This window comes from Neobacillus sp. DHD-1R, assembly GCF_057747995.1.
Genome location: NZ_CM173232.1, coordinates 5,331,310 through 5,347,542 on the forward strand (window position 1 = coordinate 5,331,310; position 16,233 = coordinate 5,347,542).

The 16,233-nt window shown below is 39.7% G+C and carries 15 protein-coding genes; all 15 read right to left on the reverse strand.

Annotated elements, in window-relative coordinates:
• Positions 1 to 65 precede the first annotated feature (65 nt).
• Positions 66 to 944 (reverse strand): Hsp33 family molecular chaperone HslO, encoded by an 879-nt coding sequence (gene hslO / locus AC3ANL_RS26320; RefSeq protein ID WP_488327193.1) that lies wholly within the window; start codon positions 942 to 944, stop codon positions 66 to 68.
• 33 nt (positions 945 to 977) lie between these two features.
• Positions 978 to 1,745: a type III pantothenate kinase gene (locus AC3ANL_RS26325; RefSeq protein ID WP_488327194.1), complete on the reverse strand. Its 768-nt coding sequence runs from the start codon at positions 1,743 to 1,745 to the stop codon at positions 978 to 980.
• 177 nt (positions 1,746 to 1,922) lie between these two features.
• The gene (ftsH, locus tag AC3ANL_RS26330; RefSeq protein ID WP_488327195.1) at positions 1,923 to 3,884 is read right to left on the reverse strand and encodes an ATP-dependent zinc metalloprotease FtsH; all 1,962 of its coding nucleotides are present in this window, start codon (positions 3,882 to 3,884) and stop codon (positions 1,923 to 1,925) included.
• A 144-nt stretch (positions 3,885 to 4,028) separates the two neighbouring features.
• Complete coding sequence (gene hpt / locus AC3ANL_RS26335; protein ID WP_488329842.1) at positions 4,029 to 4,568, reverse strand: hypoxanthine phosphoribosyltransferase; 540 nt, start codon at positions 4,566 to 4,568, stop codon at positions 4,029 to 4,031.
• A 26-nt stretch (positions 4,569 to 4,594) separates the two neighbouring features.
• The gene (gene tilS, locus AC3ANL_RS26340; protein WP_488327196.1) at positions 4,595 to 5,980 is read right to left on the reverse strand and encodes a tRNA lysidine(34) synthetase TilS; all 1,386 of its coding nucleotides are present in this window, start codon (positions 5,978 to 5,980) and stop codon (positions 4,595 to 4,597) included.
• A gap of 199 nt (positions 5,981 to 6,179) precedes the next feature.
• On the reverse strand, positions 6,180 to 7,196 hold the full coding sequence (locus tag AC3ANL_RS26345; protein WP_488329843.1) for a protein kinase domain-containing protein: 1,017 nt from the start codon (positions 7,194 to 7,196) through the stop codon (positions 6,180 to 6,182).
• Positions 7,165 to 7,902 (reverse strand): VWA domain-containing protein, encoded by a 738-nt coding sequence (locus AC3ANL_RS26350; RefSeq protein ID WP_488327197.1) that lies wholly within the window; start codon positions 7,900 to 7,902, stop codon positions 7,165 to 7,167. Before AC3ANL_RS26350 ends, AC3ANL_RS26345 begins: the two co-directional genes overlap by 32 nt.
• Before the next feature lie 93 nt (positions 7,903 to 7,995).
• Entirely contained in the window at positions 7,996 to 10,470 is a 2,475-nt protein-coding gene (gene spoIIE / locus AC3ANL_RS26355; protein ID WP_488327198.1) for a stage II sporulation protein E, read from the reverse strand.
• A 305-nt stretch (positions 10,471 to 10,775) separates the two neighbouring features.
• Positions 10,776 to 11,219 (reverse strand): S1 domain-containing RNA-binding protein, encoded by a 444-nt coding sequence (locus tag AC3ANL_RS26360; protein WP_488327199.1) that lies wholly within the window; start codon positions 11,217 to 11,219, stop codon positions 10,776 to 10,778.
• 95 nt (positions 11,220 to 11,314) lie between these two features.
• Positions 11,315 to 11,698: an FtsB family cell division protein gene (locus tag AC3ANL_RS26365; protein ID WP_488327200.1), complete on the reverse strand. Its 384-nt coding sequence runs from the start codon at positions 11,696 to 11,698 to the stop codon at positions 11,315 to 11,317.
• Between the two features lie 14 nt (positions 11,699 to 11,712).
• Positions 11,713 to 12,345: a spore cortex biosynthesis protein YabQ gene (gene yabQ / locus AC3ANL_RS26370; protein ID WP_488327201.1), complete on the reverse strand. Its 633-nt coding sequence runs from the start codon at positions 12,343 to 12,345 to the stop codon at positions 11,713 to 11,715.
• A complete protein-coding gene (gene yabP / locus AC3ANL_RS26375) occupies positions 12,342 to 12,644 on the reverse strand; it encodes a sporulation protein YabP (protein ID WP_488327202.1) in 303 nt (100 codons plus the stop codon). The genes yabQ and yabP overlap by 4 nt, the downstream gene beginning before the upstream one ends.
• A 78-nt stretch (positions 12,645 to 12,722) precedes the next feature.
• Positions 12,723 to 12,995 (reverse strand): RNA-binding S4 domain-containing protein, encoded by a 273-nt coding sequence (locus AC3ANL_RS26380; RefSeq protein WP_488327203.1) that lies wholly within the window; start codon positions 12,993 to 12,995, stop codon positions 12,723 to 12,725.
• Positions 12,996 to 13,013: 18 nt separating this feature from the next.
• Entirely contained in the window at positions 13,014 to 14,486 is a 1,473-nt protein-coding gene (gene yabN / locus AC3ANL_RS26385) for a bifunctional methyltransferase/pyrophosphohydrolase YabN (protein ID WP_488327204.1), read from the reverse strand.
• 4 nt (positions 14,487 to 14,490) lie between these two features.
• Entirely contained in the window at positions 14,491 to 16,116 is a 1,626-nt protein-coding gene (locus AC3ANL_RS26390; RefSeq protein ID WP_488327205.1) for a putative polysaccharide biosynthesis protein, read from the reverse strand.
• Between the last annotated feature and the right edge of the window lie 117 nt (positions 16,117 to 16,233).

Consider the following 16,233-nt stretch of genomic DNA (forward strand, 5'->3'; position numbering starts at 1 on the left):
ACTTATACTTGGCCTGGCACTCGAACTAGGTACTTTGAATTTTACTTATCGTCTCTCTCGATATGTTATTTGGCATCCTTTTTTAGCTCTTCTAGTTCTTCCTTGGTAAATAAGTATTTTTCATTACAGAAATGACAATGGGCCTCCGCTTGACCATCTTCTTCAATCATTGCTGTTATTTCTGCTGCACCTAAACCAACAATAGCATTGGCAAAACGATCTTTGGAACAATTACATTGAAAGCTTACAGGCATGGTTTCTAATACATTTACATGCTCTTTCCCAAACAGTACTTCAAGGATTTGCTCAGGTGTTAGACCTCGTTCAATTAATTTTGAGATGGGCTCAATCGTTTTTAAGCGTTCTTCGAGTTTTGAAATAACTGAATCTGGCGTACCAGGCATTAGCTGAAAAATAAACCCGCCCGCAGCCAAAATCGTATCATCTGGATTTACCAAAACACCCACACCTACGGATGATGGGACTTGTTCAGATGTTGCAAAGTAATAGGTAAAGTCCTCTCCTAATTCTCCTGATACAAGAGGGACTTGTCCGGAAAAAAAGTCACGCAAACCGATATCCTTCACAACTGCTAACAGACCATCTGTCCCAACCGCGCGGCGGACATCGAGTTTACCATGTTCGTTCGACTCAAAATCAACCTCAGGATTCGTCACATACCCGCGGACTTCCCCTTTGGCATTACTGTCCACAACAATCGGGCCTAATGGGCCCCCGCCGTTTATTTTAATGGTAAGCTTATCCTCACCCTTGAGCATTGCACCCATCATGACCCCTGCAGTCAATGTGCGGCCCAATGCCGCTGATGCTGTCCGCCATGTTTGATGACGCCGTTGTGCTTCACTAACCGTTTCTGTTGTCCTCACTGCATAGGCACGAATCGTTCCATTATAGGCTAGTGCCTTTACTAGATAATCCTTCATTGTATAACTCCCTTCTAGTTGTATCACTTTAGGTTATCCCATGTTTCGTTTATAGATAAGCTGCAGGCCCTTTAAAGTTAAAAATGGATCAACTACATCAATAATCGTTGATTCTTGGGCAATTAAATTTGCAAGCCCTCCAGTCGCAATAACGGTTGGTTTCTTCCCGCTTTGCTCCATCATCCGTTTAACGATACCCTCAACTTGACCTACATACCCATACACAATACCCGCTTGCATGGCAGACACTGTATTTTTTCCAATAACTCCTTCAGGCCGAGCAATTTCAATTCGCGGCAATTTGGCTGCCCTCGAATACAGCGCTTCGGTTGAAATACCGATTCCAGGGGCAATTGCACCGCCCATATATTGACGCTCTTCATTTACATAACAATAGGTGGTCGCTGTTCCAAAATCAACTATAATCAGCGGGCTTCCGTACTCATGAATTGCCGCAACAGCGTTTACAATCCGGTCCGCCCCCACTTCTCTTGGATTTTCGTATTTTATATTTAGCCCTGTCTTAATCCCTGGTCCAACAACAAGTGGCTTAATGTGAAAATACTTTTGGCACATTCTTTCTAAGGCAAACATAATTGGCGGCACCACTGAAGAAATAATGATACCGTCAATATCGGTAAACGACAGACCAGAATGGTCAAACAAGGCTTTTATGTTCATGCCAAACTCATCTTCTGTCCGGTTGCGATTCGTTTCGACCCGCCAATGATATTTAAGTTCATCACGTTGATAAACTCCTAAAACAATATTGGTATTTCCCACATCAAATACGAAAATCAAATCTATCACTCGCTTTATCATATTTTCTATTTTTATCAGGCATAACGGCAACTACGCATCTAGCTCCGCCTTAAGAAGCTCGCCCGTCAGCGCGTTTCCTTTACATGCAAACATCATATCATAAATAGGATATCAGGGAAAAAAAAGAGTGCTTCAATGAAGCACTCTTTTAAAAAATTACTTATTATAATCAATATCATCAGAAGGAGAATCTAAAAAGGATTTTTCCTCTTTACCATCCTCTTCTTTCTTGGTATTAATGTTTACCTTTACATCATCTGGTTTTTTAGGTCCAATCTTGACTGATTCTAAGTGAACATTAGGCTCTGGCATATGACCATTTTCAACCAAGTATTTAATCTGTTCCGCAACAAGGGTTTCAACCTCAAGAAGTGTCGTTGCAATAAGATTAAGCTTATCACGGTTTTCAGTAAGAATTTGTCTTGCGCGTTCATAACATTCTTTAATAATACTTTGAATTTCAAGGTCGATTTCATATGCAATGGCATCAGAATAATTTTGTTCGTTATGGATGTCACGGCCCAAGAAGACCTGACCGCCTGATTGCTGACCGAACTGTAACGGTCCCAGTTTATCACTCATCCCATACTCCGTTACCATTTTCCGAGCAATGCCTGTGGCACGTTGGAAGTCATTATGTGCACCAGTACTAACTTCACCAAATACGATTTCTTCAGCCACACGTCCGCCTAATAAACCAACAATCTTATCAAGCAATTCCGGTTTTGTCATAAAGTAACGGTCTTCCCTAGGAAGCATAACAGCATAACCGCCGGCTTGCCCACGTGGTACGATGGTAACTTTATGGACCATGTCTGCTTCATCAAGCACTAAACCAATGACCGTATGTCCACCTTCATGGAAAGCAACGATTTTACGTTCTTTTTCAGAAATAACCCTGCTCTTCTTCGCTGGACCAGCAATCACTCGGTCTGTTGCTTCATCAATATCTTCCATATCGATTTTCTTCTTACTGCTTCTTGCAGCTACTAGTGCTGCTTCATTCAGTAAGTTTTCTAGATCGGCACCTGAGAAACCAGGTGTACGCATGGCAATATTTTTTAAATTGACAGATTCATCTAACGGCTTATTGCGTGCATGAACTTTTAGAACCGCCTCACGTCCCACTACATCTGGACGGTCAACCGTAATTTGGCGGTCAAAACGGCCTGGACGTAATAACGCAGGGTCAAGAATATCTGCTCGGTTGGTTGCTGCAATAATGATAATTCCTTCGTTTGCACCGAATCCATCCATCTCAACTAACAATTGATTCAAGGTTTGTTCACGCTCATCATGACCACCGCCTAGGCCTGCACCACGTTGGCGTCCAACTGCGTCAATCTCATCGATAAAAATAATACACGGAGCGTTTTTCTTCGCATTTTCAAACAAATCACGAACACGGGAGGCACCGACCCCGACAAACATTTCAACGAAATCAGAACCACTGATGGAGAAGAAAGGTACGCCTGCTTCACCGGCTGTAGCTCGTGCAAGCAAGGTTTTACCTGTTCCTGGAGGTCCTACAAGCAAGACGCCTTTTGGAATTCGAGCTCCAAGTTCAGCATACTTGCGAGGATCTTTTAAGAACTCAACAACCTCAACTAATTCTGCTTTTTCTTCATCAGCACCAGCTACATCTCTAAAACGAACTTTTTTCTTATCATCGTTGTAAAGTTTAGCCTTTGATTTACCAAAATTCATAACGCGACTGCCGCCGCCTTGAGCTTGGTTTAATAAGAAGAAAAATAAAATAAAAATAATCACGAACGGAATAATTGAAGTAAAGAAGGTAACCCAGCCGCTTGTTTCCTTAGCAGGCATGACATTCACTTTTGAATCGGCTTTATCAATCCGATCAAGAATCTTCTCGCTGTTAGGAATATAGGTTATAAACTTTTTACTATTCGCTTCGAGTTCGCCGCGAACTTCATAAACCCCTCGTTCAGGCTGCATTGAAAATGATTTAACTTCACCATTTTCTAATTGTGTAACGAACTTATCATAGGAAATTTGATCTGTTGGTTCATTGCTCCCATTAAAGAAACTAACCACACCGATAATGACTAAAAATATCAATAAATAAAAGATGGTATTACGGAAAATCCGATTCATCTCTTACCTCCTCCCACGGGTAAAAACTAAATTAAATAGTATCATAGAAAATCTTACAAATTCAAGAAATTACTCTCAATGTGAGGAGGCTAATTTCCGAATTTTTGAAGAAAAAAAACACTTTGCTATGCTATTATTTACTGATTATTTGCTATATACTTCCGGTTTTAATACGCCAATATATGGAAGGTTGCGATATTTTTCAATATAATCTAGTCCATAACCGACAACAAACTCATCTGGCACTTCAAATCCTACATAATCTGCTTTAATGTCACTCTTTCTGCCCGTTGGCTTATCAAGCAGCGTGACAATTTTTATGGATTTTGCTTTGCGATAATGGAATAAATCAACTAAATAACTGAGTGTTAAACCACTGTCAATAATATCTTCGATAATTAATATGTCCCTTCCTTCAACAGAAGTGTCTAAATCCTTTAGGATTTTTACCTCACCTGAAGAAACAAGAGCATTACCGTAGCTTGAAACATCCATAAAATCCATTTCAAGATAACAATCCACTCGTTTTAATAAGTCCGCCATAAAAGGCATTGCACCCTTTAGAACACCAATGGCAAGCGGAAAGCGGTCTTTATATTCTTCTGTTAACTCAGCCGCTAATACTTTAATCTTTTCTTGTATCTCTTCTTCTGATACTAACACCTTTTCAATATCCTGTTTCATCATAGAATGTGCCCCCTAGAAGATCATTACTTATTATATGTGAGCTGTATATATTGTTTTGCTGTTGAATCTATGCCTTCAAATGAAGATCTTTTTAAATCTGGAAGCCAAATAATTAAACCATCTTTATCGGTGATAACCGGCCAACTGTCCCGATCTTGAACTGGAACCTTTTGATCAATAAAAATATCCTTTAATTTTTTCGATCCCTCTATACCTTTTAATGACATTCGATCGCCTTTTTTTCTTGTTCGAATGATAATAGGCCAATTAATAAGGTTCATATTAAAAAAGGCTGTATGACCCTTGGTAACAGGAATTCCCTCATCTACATAGTCGATTCTCAAACTCCCGCCATTAGGCAGTGCAAGCGTTCCTGGCTCATAGATTTCAAAGTGATAGGGTTCAACTGTCACTTGCTGAAATTGGAACGATAAATGCGTATAAGAGCGAATAACTTTTAGACCATTGGGAAAATCAAGTTTACCTGATGGCTCGTGATGCTTCATTAAGAAAAAAACTTGATCGATATGTATAGCAGAAAGTGAAGCAGGCTTTTCCTTATAAAGATAGTTTAATATTAGTTGAATACCTCTCCTTTGTAAAGGTAAAGGTATTTCAAGAAATCGTTTAATATCAATAGTAATTTTGTCCTCTTCTCTTTTTGTACATACTGTCTTCAACCGTTCCGTCGTTAATTCCTGTAAAAATGATTCATCGCTTTGCAGTTCTTCACTAAACCGTTGAAAATGTTCATGTACATGTCTGTTTTCTGTTTTGAGAAAAGGGAGCACCTGTTTACGAAATCGATTCCTGCTATAAATACCTTTTTCGTTACTTGGGTCTAACCTTGGTGTGAGCTTGTGCTTTTTGCAATAATGCCAAATCTCATCCTTCGTCAAACACAAGAACGGGCGGAAAATGATGCCCTCATAAAACGGCCGCGAAAATGGGATACCAGCTCTTGCTTTTCCACTGCTTCCTCTTGTCAGTCGCATCAACATTGTTTCAATTTGATCATCACCATGGTGACCCAATGCTAAATAAGAAGACTCGTACTTCTTCATCATTTTATGATAAAAGTCATATCGTACTTCTCTTCCTGCGATTTGCGAGCTTTTTCCTGTAGCAGCCATGATTTCTGTTACATTGACTTGAACCATTTCAAAGGGAATATGGTGCTGCTCACAGAAATCCTTGACAAACATCGAATCAAGGTAGGATTCCTCGCCGCGGAACATATGATCCACATTTGCGGCAACAATTGACAAGTTTTTTTTCTCCTTTACTTTATGCAAGTAATGAAGAAGGGCTAACGAATCAGGTCCCCCTGATACACCTACGATAATTTTTTTGTTTTCAAGATTGAATGAGTGGTGATTAAGAAATGACTCAACCTTTGATTCCAACATTTTTTTGCACTCTTTCTAAAGCAACATGATTGCTAATTGAAATTTGAATACCAATAGCTTACCACTTTTAAGAATGAACTATCAAAATATAGGTATGACAAATTCAGTAGAATTTTTTCCATGTTCTTTGCAGTCTAATTTCACAAAATCGATTAGACTTTCTAGTAATACGATTGAACCATCAAATAGTTTCAATTTATTACGGTAAATTATTAAAAGTATACCAAGCATATAATACCCCTAGAACGACCGTTATAAAAAAAAATTCCTTCCAACTGCTCTTTTTTTTCTTCCGTTTATACGTCCGCCTCGTAACGGCGACGGTCTGACTACTTTTCATGTTGTTTTTCTGCGTCTGACCAGATGTAACACTTTTTGCTCCTGTCGGTTGTGTTGGAGGGGCAGTGTTCTTTTTCTCAACCATCATATCTAGTAAATCAGCCCGCATCTGCTTGGCATTGGTGTAATGTCCCTGAAGTGCTTGAACGATTACCTTTTCAAACTTCTTTAATTCTGGTTTTTGCCGAATAGCTTCTCTTAGCTGCGCTATTCCTCCGGTTGTTTTTGTAAATCGTTTTGGATAGGCCGTGTTAATCATAATCATTGCCACAGCAAATAAATCATAGGAAGGTTCTGCTTTTCGAGAGCCTAAGCCCCAATAGCCTCGATCATAGAACTCTGTAAATTCTTTAATTGCTCGTCCCTTAATCGTGGTGCCGCCCACATCTATGCATCTTATTTTTGGAGGAGGTCCCGTTACAATTAAATTTTCTGGTTTTAAATCACCGAATACCCATCCCGTTTGATGAAGCATTTCTAAGTCATTTAGCAGTTGCAAAAATAATACGCTTGTCCATGATGTCCCTTTCACTTGTATAAAGGAAAGGAAATCAGGGCCTTGAATATATTCCATGACGTAAAAAGAGATACGCCCTCCATTGCTTTGCCAATCATCGACATCAAGCAAAGAAGGCCCAAGGGAGTGTCCTTGGACCTTTGCAAAGGATTTCAACACATTAACCTCAGAAGTAATTGACATACCGTTATCACTCATTTTCAAAGCAACGTGATTGTGTTTATGTTTCGCAAGGTAGACCACGCCATTTGCGCCAAATCCTAGCTCCTTTATAATCGTATAGCTTTGCGAATGCCACTTTCCAGTAATAATTGTCCCGGGGCTGACCTTATATTGATTCTTCAAAGTATGATTCATCATCACGTGAAAGCAGACTCCTTAGCGATTGTTTTTGATTAAACGCGGATAAGGCCGTCCGGATAGCCGGACCTGTCGGAGTAATCCCGCCGGTTGACAACTGAGAAAAGACACTTGTCAAAGTTTGCAGTTTTGGTGTCCAATCCAGCAATTTTTCGACATCATTCTTTTTCCCGGGAAATACATACACAGAAAATTGATTCTCTCCTGTACGAGCGTTTAAACTTAGAGACAAGTCAAGTAATGCCTCTTTTACGGTTGGAAGCTTATGTTTCATTGATGCACTCGTATCGACAAGAATCAACACCTCTAATTCGACAGTTTCACCTAATTCATCGACAACCTCCATGACTTCTCCCCGTTTTTCTGGAGGCAGATCTTCCATCGTTTTGGAACGTCCTAAGATTTGCTGCAATTGGCTGTTTACCACACCTTGGATCGTTTGATTCATAGCTTTACGGGTAACCATTTGCACAGTTTGCGATAGCCGTTCTGCATAAACAATTTGACAAACGCCGCCGCCTGACATCGCGATACCATTAATTTCAGTGATTCCTTTTTCATCAATAACGTCCTGTTCCATGACACCGATCACATTTACAGTAATTCCTTGCTCCTTTGCCAGTGCAGCCATGGCAATCGGGTCGTCTCCTTGGTTCGAGCATCCATCAGTTATCAACAAAATTTGGCGGATTTTCCCTGTATACATAACCTTCTCCCTCCACTAAACGTATTGGTACCATTTTCGACGGGATCAAGGTAATTTATACATATTTCCGCGGTGACAGGATAAAATAATCTGTTAAGCCTGCCGTTTTAATTTGTGGATCGGAATGGTTGCCCACTTCGGTGTGTTGTGCTTTATTTTTGCAACTGTAACGGTCATATCATCCTCAATTAATCCAGATCTAGATCGGATGACTTCCTCCATGATTAAATCAGCAACCTCCTGCGGGTCATCAGTCTCTAACTCTTGGACTTTTCGTTTCATCCATAAATCATAATTTTCTACATGCCTTGGTCCTTCAAACACCCCATCACTCATCATAATTAGTAAATCCCCAGCCTTTAATTGCTCACTGACGACATCCACTTCAAATTCTTGGAGAATCCCCATTGGTAAATTACTTGCCTGAATTTTAATAATCTTATTTCCCCTTTTAATAAAACTTGGAGTGGAGCCGATTTTAAGAAATTTCGCAGAGGCATTTTTTAAGTCAATCATGGCCAAATCTAATGTAGAAAAAATTTCATCAGTTGTTCGAAGTGACAGGATAGAGTTAATAGATTTAATTGCTACCCTTTCTTCAATACCTGATTGTAGTATTTTTTGCAAAAGCTGCAGTGTCTCTTTACTCTCATAATGAGCTCTTTCTCCGTTACCCATTCCATCACTAATCGCAATGGCATATTTCCCTAAGCCGAGCTCAATGGTGGAGTAACTATCCCCTGAAATGAGGCCGCCATCCTTGGCCGCATGGGCCACACCTGTTTCGACAGTAAAGGCCTTGGACGATCTGAACGTGACATGACAAAATCCATGCGGAATAGTGGCACATTCCTCTTTGTTAACAATAATCGTTTCCCCGAGAATATCGGATAACATCGGTGCGATTAATTTTTCACACTCCCCATGGCCATTACAAAATGGCACAGTCATTTCAATATCAACATTTCCTTGTTCAAGGCTGTAGATTTCTACTTGCTCAATATGGATACCAAACTCCTGAATGGCCTCCATAATTTGCTCCTCCTGTTTATGATGATTTTCCCTTTCCCGCTGTATTTCTTTCGCAAAATTATCCATTACTTCGGAAACACCTAATAATTGTTCTGCCACCAGTTTTCGGCTTTCCCTAACCTGTTTCTTTAATTTTTGATTCGCTTGGAAAAAGGTTAGCTCCTGGCCAATTGTGTCATATACCTTTTTCGAACGGGTACACAATTTTTCCCATTCCCTCGATAGTTTTGGTGATACATTGCCATCATTTTGGTCCATTTCATGAATAACTTCCGTCATAACAGCATAGGTTGTATTAAAATTCTTTGCCCAGCATTGTTCCTTTTTAAAGCACGTTTGACAGGTCCTCTCTGTTACATTGCTCATAAAGTAATCCATTTCTCGATCCTGTTCATCTTCATCCGGACTAATTTCCATTTGGGAAAAGCTCTTGGAGAGGGCATGAAATACACCGGAAAATTGAGAAACCCGCTGTGCCGTCACATCTCGCATTTTCCGCATATACTTTTGCTGTTCTGCCGTGTATTCTGGTGTTCCAGGAATATATTTTGCTAATCTAGAAGTAAAAACCTGCGGTGTTAAGAGGAATAAGAGAATCGCAGCAGATGTCTCCAGTACCGTTTGTAGGATGGAGCCTCCACCTTCACCATACATACCAATCAGCAGGGTGGCGATAAATAAACCAATAGAAACGCCAATTTTTTTCCCTTCCTTCAATAGACCGCCGAGAACGCCAGAGAAGGCCAATAGACTCATATGATAGAAGCTTGAAACACTTGCAAGGCTAAAAATCAACCCTGTTACTACCCCGACGGTCGAGCCAACGGTGGCCCCAGCAATGAAGGAAAACACTAAAACTAAATATCTCGACATAATATGTTCAACCGACAGATCATAAACCTTCCAGCCGATCGTTCCAGACATGATCGAAGCAAGCAGGATAATTAAGCAGACAATTTCTTCAGTTTTTAACAATTGCCGGCGTTTGTTCAATGTTAGCAATGGAATACTTTGTAAAAAGATGAGAGTCAATATAAAGGCAAGACATGCCTGGACACCCACCATCATTAAATCATAAAGGGTTAATTGCATAGATAGGATGAATGCTTCCGCTAATTTGCCAACTCCAAGAATAATCCCGACAAAGAAAGGCAAGGATCGCATTTCATTTTTCAGCCATGTTTGACTGATCCGGAAGATGACTAAAAATAAAATAGTCACAATAAAGGTAAAGGCGGCATTGCCCAATGATATTGTCGCTGCCCCAACAATCAGCCCAATCAAGGCAAGGGGGGCCCGATCTCTTTTTATTAAATAGACAGTCGCAAAAAATGGAAGACAAAAAGGGGTTAGTTTTGCCAATATTAAAGCTCGTCCAAGCAAAAATCCTACAAATAATAAGAGATAGCCCTTTTTTATAAAAAAGGACTCAAGCATTAGCTGGATTCTCCTTAGTCCTCTCCCCAAATCCCATTTAGGTGAATGAAGGTTGACTTCTCCGATCGGTTCTATAAAACTCACGTTTGCCTTTTCCATAAATCACACTCCCTATTCTTTCATCGTTGCCCACTATTATAAATTTAATAGACTTAAAAGTTTGTCAAAATAGTGAACAAGATCTAATAATCGTTCGACGGTTTTCACTATATTCAATCAAATAATATAAGTATGTCGTATAAGGGAGAAAAGGTGTCAGGCACCATGTGAAAAATTTCACATGGCGCCTGACACCTTTTCAAGACAATATTAAAAGCACAAAAAAAGACAAGCCGCCGTCGACTTGTCTTTGCTATATGTTATGAAGTGAAACCAGCTATATCCAATTGCAAGTGTGCAGCAAGTTAACCACGTCTAGCGCCTCTTCCTCCACGTTTGGATTCTGTGTTCCGCTTTAAGGAAGATAAACGATCCTCACTATCCTTTAAAAATTTGGCCATTTTGGTTTCAAAGTTTTCTGGTCTAGCGTTATTACGATCGTTGGGTCTGCCTTGACGAGGGCGTTGCGAATGTGAGTGTGAGTGTGAATATTGTTTTTTTTCTGGCTCTGGCCGATCCTTTGCCTTTTTAATCGATAAGCCAATTTTCCCATCCTTTTCAACATTAAGGACTTTTACCTCGATTTGGTCGCCAACCTTTAAATGGTCGTTAATATCTTTTACATAATTATCTGCAACCTCACTGATGTGTACGAGTCCTGTTGAACCATCCGGCAGCTCCACAAACGCTCCGAAATTAGTAATCCCTGTTACCTTTCCTTGTAACTTGCTGCCTACTTCAATTGACATAAACAGAATGTTCCTCCTTATAAAAATAAAAAATCAAGCTTATTCTATATTATACAGAAAGTAAAAATTTAGTGTCAATAACTTGCAATATCGGTTTAATTTTCCTTTTTTTCATCTGGAATATTAAAAATCACTTCATTCTTTTCCGAGAAAAAATACTCTTTTCGTGCCAACTTGCCAATATAATCATCATCATTTAGTTTTACAATATTTTCCTTAAGAATTGCTTGCTGCTTCTTCAGTTCAGTTAGCTGTTGATCAAGCTCTTTTTTTTGGGCAACTTTTGCTTCGAGCTTAGTGGTTTGGGAAATGTTACTTGAGATCATCAGATACGATAGTAAGCTAGCAAACATAAAAAATAATGATAATCGTCTGATTAACAATTTTCTTTTTCTAGCTGAGGCAATTTCTGCGTATTCTTGCTGTTCCGAATAGGTTGTCTGAATCGTTGATACGCTTCTTTTGGGTTCCGCGGTCATTTCCCTTCCCCTCCTTACTCTTTTCTTTTTTTCCACTTATTAATCCACTTGTTAATATTATTCCTTATTTCCTTAAAATTTCCTGCCGTTTTATTATATAACTTCTCGACGGTTTTTTTAAGACCTTTCGGCAAAAGTTTCCAAAATAAGAACAATATTTTTTGAAATGGAACTAAAATAATTTTCAAAATGAATAATAAAACCTTAAAAACAAATTGGACAAGGGTAAACAGGCCCCTGCCAAGTGCAAGAATAATGGTAATAATAAGCTGGATAAGACCAACGACAGGTTTATAAATGAGGAGCTGAAAGGTTTTCTTCAAAAAATTGCAGATGGCAATGATGGACTGAATCACCATCTCTAATAAACGCAGATAACTTCCTTTGAGCAAGCTCTGATAGGCAGCAAAGCCACAGACAAGCGCGATAAAAATATAAAACCTTAATTCACCATTATTCACTATGAACAGTGTATAAAAAATAAGCAAAGCTTGAATAATCCAAAATAATAAATCATTAATGAACACAATCCAAGCTTTTTGTTTGGGGCGTTTTAAAAAGCGTTGATACGTATCAAACATGGCGCCGAACAACGCCCCCATGCCAATCATGGAGAGCATGGTAAGAAATTGCGTTGAAAGGGTCATCGGAATAACTTGCTAAAGAATCCTTTAGCTTTCTCCCCATGCTGTTCATCCAGATAAACTAAATCAAATATCTTCCCTTTAATCGAAACAATCCCTTTTTCAACATCAAGATTTTTCATTTGCAGATTTTGACCTTTGATTGCTAAAAATCCCATTGATGTTTCTAATAAAAATTCCTCATTATCAAAGCTTTCAACCTGTTTAACACCGGTAATATCAAGCAGTTTTCTCCCTCTCATAATTACATCATGGTCTGGAACACTACTCTTTGTTGGATTGCTTTCATAATATTGGCTCATTATCATCCCTCACAATCATTTGTACAACCCCTTTGTACATTCTTATGTGAGGAAGATAAGAATTAGAACATTCTAATCTTACAGGCTATCGGTTGAGCCCAATCTTTCTTCTTTTAAAATGGTATACATCTCTGCTGCTTCGTCCTTGCGTGTTGTTTCTTGAATCCGATCAATTCTCGCGGTCACTCTCCGCTGCCCGAGACGGATGGTTAATTCATCCCCTACTTTTACCGTTGAACTGGCCTTTGCCTCTTTTCCATTAATTTCGATTCTACCCTGATCAGATACTTCCTTTGCCAAAGTCCTTCTTTTTATTAATCGGGATACTTTTAAAAATTTATCTAACCGCATTAGTGAATTCCTCCTCTGTTATAATCCTCTACTCTTTGCCTCATCCCAGTACCGGTCGAGCTGTTCAAGTGTGTGCTCTTCAAAAGCTCTGCCGCTCTCTTTGACCTTTTCTTCAACATAGTGAAACCGGCGGATAAACTTTTCGTTTGTTTCAAACAATGCTTCCTCAGGATGAACCTTTAAAAATCGCGCAACATTTACAAACGCAAATAACAAGTCGCCAAATTCCTTTTTCGCCAAGTTAAGGCCCGCTTCTGTTCCGTCCAACTCATTCACGAATTCTTCGAGCTCTTCTTTCACTTTCTCCAAGGCAGGGGTAATTTCCTGCCAATCAAAGCCAACCTTAGCCGCTTTCTTTTGCAGTTCATATGCCCTTAGTAAGTTGGGCTGTGCCTTTGAAACACCGGCAAGGAGTGGCTCAGGTGTCGTTTCACCCTTCTCCTGCTTCTTTATTTCCTGCCAATTTTGGACAACCTCATCCGCATTTGCAGCCTCCCCGGTACCGAAAACATGTGGATGCCTGCGGATCATTTTTGCAGACAGGCCCTCAATAATATCATCAACCGAAAAATACCCATCATCCTCGCCTATTTGAGCATGGAGCATTACCTGCAAGAGCACATCGCCTAGTTCTTCGACTAAATGATCAATATCATTATCATTAATGGCCTCAATCACTTCATATGTTTCTTCAATCAAGTATCTTTTTAATGATTCATGGGTCTGTTCCTTATCCCATGGGCATCCATTGGGACCTCTTAATACAGCAATGATATCACGAAGTTTGGCAAAATTTTTCAACAGAATCTGTTCATCCTGTACCGGAGGAACATAGACAGACGTCAAATTGTTAATGGAGACATGTCGATCCAATTCGTATAATGGCAGCTTTTCAATGACTTCCTGGCTGCTTCCGGCTGCCGTCACAATGTAAACCTCATAATCATCAGGTAACTTTTCCATTAAGGTTAGCTTTACATTTGAGGCAATAAATTGATCGTAAACCTGACCAATAATCATATGCTGCTCCAATTGGAGCTGGCTTGACTGGAGTGCATTGCCATCAAGCAGCTGAAACCCTTCAATGGGATCAATTTTTAAGGACGCAAATAAAGCATCAATAAAACTTTGCCCGCCGCCAATCGTAATGGCCACCTCTTCCTTTGGTCCATATTCTAAAAGCAGCTGAACCGTACGTTCCGCTACAAGCGGATGGCCTGGAACTGCATAAATAACCGAATCTGTTTGCGCTTTTTGTAATAATGTCTGGGCAATCTCATCATATACCGCATCAAATTGATCATGTTTTTCGTATACGGAATCAAAGGAGACATAGGTTAGTCCCTCTGTTTCTAAATCGGCCACAACTGGATGTTCCTTTGTTCGCAAAAATAGGCTTCCTTTGCCTTGCAGTAATTTCTTATATACCCCAACCGGCAGCTGTTCTAAATCTCCTGCCCCTAATCCAACAATTTCAATTTCCTTTACCATTTCGTCAACTCCTATCCTTTTTTGCTAAAAGATAAATTAGTTTACTTCCAAACGGAAATAGGGCCAATTCTTCTTGAAGGAACACTCTTCCGCGAATAATAATCAGTAAAAACAGCAAGCCCCCAAGAATAACAGCACTTAAAGATTGCAATGCGGCACCTAGTCGTCCCAGTCCAAGTAAATCGATCAAAAACGTACTTATGTATACATAGCCTTTTAAAAAAAGCACCATCGCACCTGTTGCTGTTAAAACGGTTTTTAAAAATCCGAACGTGACAAGCGACCCTGCCGTCATTTTTCTAAATCGAATCCATAGGACACCTGTTACGAGAACTAAGGAAAGCAGGGAAGAAAGTGCGGCCCCCATGATGCCAAATACCGGAATAAGCATAACATTGAACATATATTTAAGCGGGAAAGCAAGCAAAACGGCAATCGCGGGATACAGGACGCTGCCCATTCCCTGCATAATCGCGATAATTGTTGAAATAATCGAAGTAAAGAGAATGACAAAACTAAGAACACCCAAAACAGAGGAACCCAATCCATTCTCAAACAACATCGTATTGGTTGGCTCGATAATGGCCCATAGACCTGCTGACGCACCCAAACCGATCACAAGACTAACCTTTAGGGCTAATTGAATTTTATCACGAAGCTCAGCAGGTTTATCCGCTAAGCGTACTCGGCTAATGAGCGGGACAAGGGTTAACGACATGGATGTTGCCGCGACTGTCCCTAACTGAATTAATGGCTGACCTCGGTCAAAAATTCCTTTTACACTTTTAGCGCTATCATGCTCCATACCGGCAGCTACCAGTAGAGAATATAAATTCAGGGAATCGGCTAATTGAATAAAGATCATCAGCATCCCGCTTAAACAAATCATTAATCCTTGAAGCAAGAGTGCCTTCCAGATAACTCCAATTTCCACTCTGTAGCTATGAAACATGCCGCGAATGAGCATGATTCCTTTCCATTCTTTACGAATCCATAAGAACATAAACAAAATAATGCCGGAAACTATACTTCCCGTAATGGAGCCGAACATTGCCCCGCTACCGACAAGATAAAGAGAATAGCCCTTTTGCATAAAAAGATAGGACAAAAAAAGAATTGTTATCACTCGGATCGTTTGTTCTCCCACTTGTGAAATAGCAGTAGGAACCATATCGCCAATACCTTGAAAATACCCTCTTAACAAGGAACCAATCGGAAAGGTTAAAAAAACAATCGAAACCACCCTTAATAACACAGCTAAATGTGGATCATCCATCCAATTGGCTATGCCTTCTGCACCAACATATAGAATAAGAAAACAAATAATGCCAAATATCTGTAAAAAAAGAAACGCAACGAACAGAAGTAAGCGGGATTTTTCGTCTTCACCCTTCTCCTTCTGTTCCGCATAAAGCTTTGAAATCACAACGGGAAAGCCTGTCGTAGAAAGGACCATTGCCATACCGTAAAACGGATAGATTTGCTGATATATGTAAAAGCCAATATCACCCACAATATTTTGAAAGGGGATTCGATAAAAGGCACTTAATATTTTTGTTAAAATGGCCGCAATGGTTAAGATAAAGGCGCCTTTAAACAATACTTTTGATTGATTCATGGACTTTTGCATTTTTTCACTTTTCACCTGCCTAAATAAAGAAAAACATCAAGGTATTATAGCATACTAAAGTGGTGAGAAAGCTACATTTTTGCAGTGCTTCCCCCCTTTTAGCAAATAAAAAAGACA

Excerpts from the sequence above, each read along its gene's own strand:
- AC3ANL_RS26380 (WP_488327203.1), bottom strand. The coding sequence starts at position 12,995 with ATGCGGTTAGATAAATTTTTAAAAGTATCCCGATTAATAAAAAGAAGG.
- yabQ (WP_488327201.1), bottom strand. The coding sequence starts at position 12,345 with ATGACCCTTTCAACGCAATTTCTTACCATGCTCTCCATGATTGGCATG.
- AC3ANL_RS26365 (WP_488327200.1), bottom strand. The coding sequence starts at position 11,698 with ATGACCGCGGAACCCAAAAGAAGCGTATCAACGATTCAGACAACCTAT.
- ftsH (WP_488327195.1), bottom strand. The coding sequence starts at position 3,884 with ATGAATCGGATTTTCCGTAATACCATCTTTTATTTATTGATATTTTTA.
- AC3ANL_RS26390 (WP_488327205.1), bottom strand. The coding sequence starts at position 16,116 with ATGCAAAAGTCCATGAATCAATCAAAAGTATTGTTTAAAGGCGCCTTT.
- AC3ANL_RS26360 (WP_488327199.1), bottom strand. The coding sequence starts at position 11,219 with ATGTCAATTGAAGTAGGCAGCAAGTTACAAGGAAAGGTAACAGGGATT.
- AC3ANL_RS26350 (WP_488327197.1), bottom strand. The coding sequence starts at position 7,902 with ATGTATACAGGGAAAATCCGCCAAATTTTGTTGATAACTGATGGATGC.
- yabP (WP_488327202.1), bottom strand. The coding sequence starts at position 12,644 with ATGAGCCAATATTATGAAAGCAATCCAACAAAGAGTAGTGTTCCAGAC.
- spoIIE (WP_488327198.1), bottom strand. The coding sequence starts at position 10,470 with ATGGAAAAGGCAAACGTGAGTTTTATAGAACCGATCGGAGAAGTCAAC.
- yabN (WP_488327204.1), bottom strand. The coding sequence starts at position 14,486 with ATGGTAAAGGAAATTGAAATTGTTGGATTAGGGGCAGGAGATTTAGAA.
- tilS (WP_488327196.1), bottom strand. The coding sequence starts at position 5,980 with ATGTTGGAATCAAAGGTTGAGTCATTTCTTAATCACCACTCATTCAAT.
- hpt (WP_488329842.1), bottom strand. The coding sequence starts at position 4,568 with ATGAAACAGGATATTGAAAAGGTGTTAGTATCAGAAGAAGAGATACAA.
- AC3ANL_RS26345 (WP_488329843.1), bottom strand. The coding sequence starts at position 7,196 with ATGATGAATCATACTTTGAAGAATCAATATAAGGTCAGCCCCGGGACA.
- hslO (WP_488327193.1), bottom strand. The coding sequence starts at position 944 with ATGAAGGATTATCTAGTAAAGGCACTAGCCTATAATGGAACGATTCGT.